Source organism: Enterococcus sp. 3H8_DIV0648 (assembly GCF_002140655.1).
GTDB lineage: Bacteria > Bacillota > Bacilli > Lactobacillales > Enterococcaceae > Enterococcus_A > Enterococcus_A hulanensis.
This window is the reverse complement of the sequence record NZ_NGLG01000001.1, coordinates 1751017-1755476: the sequence shown is the minus strand read 5'-3', so window position 1 is coordinate 1755476 and position 4460 is coordinate 1751017. Positions and strand designations below refer to the sequence as shown.

Annotated in this window: 4 protein-coding genes and 1 pseudogene; all 5 read left to right on the top strand. The window is 43.5% G+C overall.

The window, feature by feature from the left end; genetic code table 11:
* The first annotated feature begins 67 nt into the window (after positions 1-67).
* Positions 68-838 carry a Fe-S cluster assembly ATPase SufC gene (gene sufC, locus A5875_RS08130; protein ID WP_088933124.1) on the top strand — a complete coding sequence of 257 codons (771 nt, stop codon included), beginning with the start codon at positions 68-70 and terminating at the stop codon, positions 836-838.
* A 13-nt stretch (positions 839-851) separates the two neighbouring features.
* Positions 852-2129 carry a Fe-S cluster assembly protein SufD gene (gene sufD / locus A5875_RS08125; RefSeq protein WP_088933123.1) on the top strand — a complete coding sequence of 426 codons (1278 nt, stop codon included), beginning with the start codon at positions 852-854 and terminating at the stop codon, positions 2127-2129.
* The gene (locus A5875_RS08120) at positions 2129-3364 is read left to right on the top strand and encodes a cysteine desulfurase (RefSeq protein WP_088933122.1); all 1236 of its coding nucleotides are present in this window, start codon (positions 2129-2131) and stop codon (positions 3362-3364) included. Before sufD ends, A5875_RS08120 begins: the two co-directional genes overlap by 1 nt.
* Positions 3351-3824: a Fe-S cluster assembly sulfur transfer protein SufU gene (sufU, locus tag A5875_RS08115; RefSeq protein ID WP_088933121.1), complete on the top strand. Its 474-nt coding sequence runs from the start codon at positions 3351-3353 to the stop codon at positions 3822-3824. Before A5875_RS08120 ends, sufU begins: the two co-directional genes overlap by 14 nt.
* Before the next feature lie 219 nt (positions 3825-4043).
* A pseudogene (locus tag A5875_RS08110) lies at positions 4044-4460 on the top strand (Fe-S cluster assembly protein SufB); the annotation flags it as partial.

Sequence of the window (4460 nt, the reverse complement as noted above, 5' to 3'; positions counted from 1 at the left end):
GGTTTGTATTCCATTCTCATTTAGTCTAAAATATGTGAGAACGAGAAAAAATTTTGGAGGTACTTTCATGTCAGTTTTAGAAATCAAAGACTTGCACGTTGCCATTGACGATAAAGAAATTTTAAAGGGTGTAGACCTTGTGATGAAAACGGGAGAAATCCATGCCATCATGGGACCAAATGGTACTGGTAAATCGACTTTATCAGCGGCAATCATGGGAAACCCAAACTATGAAGTCACAAAAGGCGAGATTCTTTTCGATGGTAAAAATATTTTAGATTTAGAAGTTGATGAACGCGCGCGTCTAGGCTTGTTCTTAGCGATGCAATATCCAAGTGAAATCCCAGGAATCAGTAATGCTGAATTCATGCGAGCAGCCATCAATGCTCGTCGTGAAGAAGACGATAAAATCTCTGTAATGCAATTCTTGAAAAAATTAGATAAAAAAATGGAATTGTTGAACATGCCGGAAGAAATGGCGGAACGCTATTTAAATGAAGGTTTCTCTGGCGGGGAAAAGAAACGGAACGAAATTCTACAATTATTAATGATCGAACCAACATTTGCGATCTTAGATGAAATCGACTCAGGTCTGGATATCGATGCGTTGAAAGTTGTTTCTAAGGGAATCAATGAAATGCGCGGCAAAGATTTCGGTGCTTTGATCATTACTCATTACCAGCGTCTATTGAACTATATCGTACCGGATGTGGTGCATATCATGATGGATGGTCGAGTAGTCTTGACTGGCGATGCAGAATTAGCGAAACGTTTAGAAGCTGAAGGCTACGCAGGCATCTCTGCTGAATTAGGTATCGATTACAAAGAAGAAGTTTAGGAGGGCAAGATAGATGAAAAAATGGACAGAATATCTTGAGACCGTCAAAGCTTACTCAGCGGAATGGGCCGAACCTCAATGGATGACCGACTTACGTGTCAACGCATTGAATAAAATCGACGAGCTGCCTTTACCAGTAATTGAAAAGGTAAAATTTGCTCGTTGGAATCTTTATAATGTAAAACCGGAACATCAAGAAGCATCAGGAACGATTCCCAGCTTCGATCAAATGAACGACAATCCTATGATCGTGCAAGCTGGTGAAACGACTGTATTCGAACAAATTTCACCAAAACTTGCTGACCAAGGGGTGATCTTCACCGATTTGATCACAGCGATGCAGGAACATCCTGAACTAGTCAAAGAATACTATATGCAAAAAGCAGTGCCCGTTGAAGAAAATTCATTGACTGCACTGCATGCGGCATTCATGAATAATGGTGTTTTCTTATATGTACCCAAAAATGTTGTGATCGAAGAACCGATTGAAAGTTTATTTATTCATAACGGCGATGCTGAGGCGCATTTCTTCAAGCATGTTTTGATCGTGGCAGAAGACAACAGTGAATTTTCTTACTTGGAACGCTTCGAATCACAAGGCGATACGGCGAAGAAATTATCTGGTAATGTTGTCGTCGAAGTGATCACGAAGCCAGGTGCACGGGTGAAATTCTCAGCGGTTGATTCATTAGGTGCGAATATCGCAACGTACATGAATCGTCGCGGCTACTTGATGCGGGACTCCATGATTGATTGGGCAATCGGGATTATGAATGACGGCAATGTGATCGCAGACTTTGATTCTGATTTAGTCGGCGAAGGCTCTCATTCAGAAGTGAAGATCGTCGCAATTAGTGACGGCAAACAAATCCAAGGGATTGATACTCGCGTAACGAATAAAGCTCCTCATACGATTGGGCATATTTTACAGCACGGGGTTATTTTAGATAAATCGACCTTGACCTTCAATGGAATCGGGCATATCTTAAAAGGGGCCAAGGGCGCCGATGCACAACAAGAAAGTCGTGTATTGATGCTGTCTGAAAAATCTCGCGGTGATGCCAATCCGATTCTTTTGATTGATGAAAATGAAGTAACTGCTGGGCACGCGGCCAGTGTTGGTCGGGTTGATCCGGATGAACTCTTCTATTTAATGAGTCGCGGGTTGGAACGCGCGGCGGCGGAACGTTTAGTTATTCGCGGATTTTTAGGACCTGTTATTACTGCTATTCCAGTCAAAGCCACTCAAGAGCAACTGATCGCGACGATCGAAGGGAAGTTGAGTAAATAATGAGGGAATTTTCTACTATTAGAAAAGATTTTCCGATTCTTTTCCAAGAAGTAAATGATGAACCACTTGTTTATTTAGACAATGCGGCAACGACACAAAAGCCGACGAAAGTCTTGGATGTGTTGCGCCATTATTATGAGAATGACAATGCCAACGTTCACCGCGGCGTGCATACTTTAGCCGAACGGGCGACAGAAGATTATGAGAATAGTCGGGAAAAAGTCCGCGCCTTCATCAATGCGAAGGAAACAGCTGAAGTTTTGTTCACTCGGGGAACGACTACTGGATTGAATTGGTTGGCACGCAGCTATGGCGATGCTTTTATTGAAGAGGGCGATGAGATCGTCATTTCGTATATGGAGCATCATTCCAATATTATTCCGTGGCAGCAATTAGTCGAACGCAAAGGCGCAATACTGCGTTATCTGCCATTGACGGACGAAGGCTTTATCGACATGACAGCCGCTAAAGAAATTATCAATGAAAAAACAGCGATCGTCTCATTGGCATATGTATCAAATGTCCTTGGTGTCATCAACCCAATTAAAGAATTGGGTGAGATGGCTCATGCGCATGATGCCGTGATGATCGTGGACGGTGCCCAAGCAGCACCGCATATGACAGTTGATGTCCAAGCGTTGGATGCGGACTTCTTTGCCTTTAGCGGGCATAAGATGTGCGGACCAACGGGAATCGGTGTATTATATGGCAAACGCAATTGGTTGGAGCAAATGGAGCCAGTAGAATTCGGCGGTGAAATGATCGACTTCGTAAATCTTTACGATAGTACGTGGAAAGAACTGCCATGGAAATTCGAGGCCGGCACTCCGAACATTGCGGGGGCGATTGCTCTAGGCGGTGCGATCGATTACTTGAACGAAATCGGTATGGAGAATATCCACCATTACGAACAAGAATTAGTCGCGTATGTCTTACCTAAATTACAGGAGATCGGCGGTGTCACTATTTATGGACCGCAAGATCCTGAACAGCATACCGGCGTGATCGCCTTTAATCTGGATGGTATCCATCCCCATGATGTGGCGACCGCTTTAGATATGGAAGGTGTCGCTGTGCGAGCAGGACATCATTGTGCTCAACCATTAATGAATTATTTGAATCTGCCAGCGACGGCGCGGGCCAGCTTCTATTTCTACAATACGAAAGAAGATGCGGACCGTTTGATCGAAGCAATCCAGGCGACGAAGGAGTTTTTCAAAGATGGCGCTATCTAAATTAGATAATTTATATCGGCAGGTGATCTTGGATCATTCCTCTCATCCACATCATCGTGGCAAGCTGAGTGATTCTACGCAAACGATCGAGATGAACAATCCGACCTGCGGCGATGTGATTGAACTTGAATTAATCGTCAAAGATGACGTGATCACGGATATTGCATTTTCCGGCAGCGGCTGTTCGATTTCAACCGCCAGTGCGTCCATGATGACTGATGCGGTGATCGGAAAACCGGTCTCAGAAGCAGAACATTTAGCAGTGATTTTTGCTCAAATGGTTCAAGGCAATGAGATCCCTGAAAAAGATGAGGAAGCATTGGGAGATGCGGCGATGCTTAGCGGTGTCGCAAAATTCCCAGCCCGCATCAAATGCTCAACACTTGCTTGGAAAGCTCTAGGCAAAGCTTTGACCAGCGAACAGGGAAAAGCTCGCGAAGGGCAATATCATAAAGAATAGGATGCCAGTTGCGAGTTCCACTTCGTATTTTTAATACGTTAGTGGAATCGTATGCCAACGACAATAAGAGAACTTGTTTAAAATTTTCACCTTTTCATTAGAGTTGGCGCCTCTTTTCGCTTCGAGAATTGTATAGAGGAATGACATACGGCATGAACATCAAACTTATTTTTCTGTAAGAAAAATAAATACATTAATAAGAATAAGGAGCGGGAATACATGAGTGTACCTGAAATGCAAGAGGAATATCAATTTGGCTTCCACGATGATATCGAACCGGTCTTTACGACTGGCGAAGGTCTATCAGAAGAAGTCATTCGTGAAATCTCCCACGCAAAAGGAGAACCCGAATGGATGTTGGATTTCCGTTTGAAATCCTTAGAAACATTCAGAAAATTAGACATGCCCGGTTATGGACCTGATTTGTCCGAACTGGATTACGATAAAATCAATTACTTCATTCGTTCAAGTGACAAACCAGCCCGCGATTGGGACGATGTACCAGAAGAAATCAAGACAACTTTTGAACGTTTAGGAATTCCCGAAGCAGAACGGGCATACTTGGCTGGTGCTTCTGCCCAATACGAATCAGAAGTGGTGTACCACAACATGAAAGACGAGTTCACTAAATTAGGG

What these genes read in the sequence shown, in the direction of transcription:
- sufU (WP_088933121.1), top strand. Translation starts at nt 3,351, where the DNA reads ATGGCGCTATCTAAATTAGATAATTTATATCGGCAGGTGATCTTGGAT.
- sufD (WP_088933123.1), top strand. Translation starts at nt 852, where the DNA reads ATGAAAAAATGGACAGAATATCTTGAGACCGTCAAAGCTTACTCAGCG.
- sufC (WP_088933124.1), top strand. Translation starts at nt 68, where the DNA reads ATGTCAGTTTTAGAAATCAAAGACTTGCACGTTGCCATTGACGATAAA.
- A5875_RS08120 (WP_088933122.1), top strand. Translation starts at nt 2,129, where the DNA reads ATGAGGGAATTTTCTACTATTAGAAAAGATTTTCCGATTCTTTTCCAA.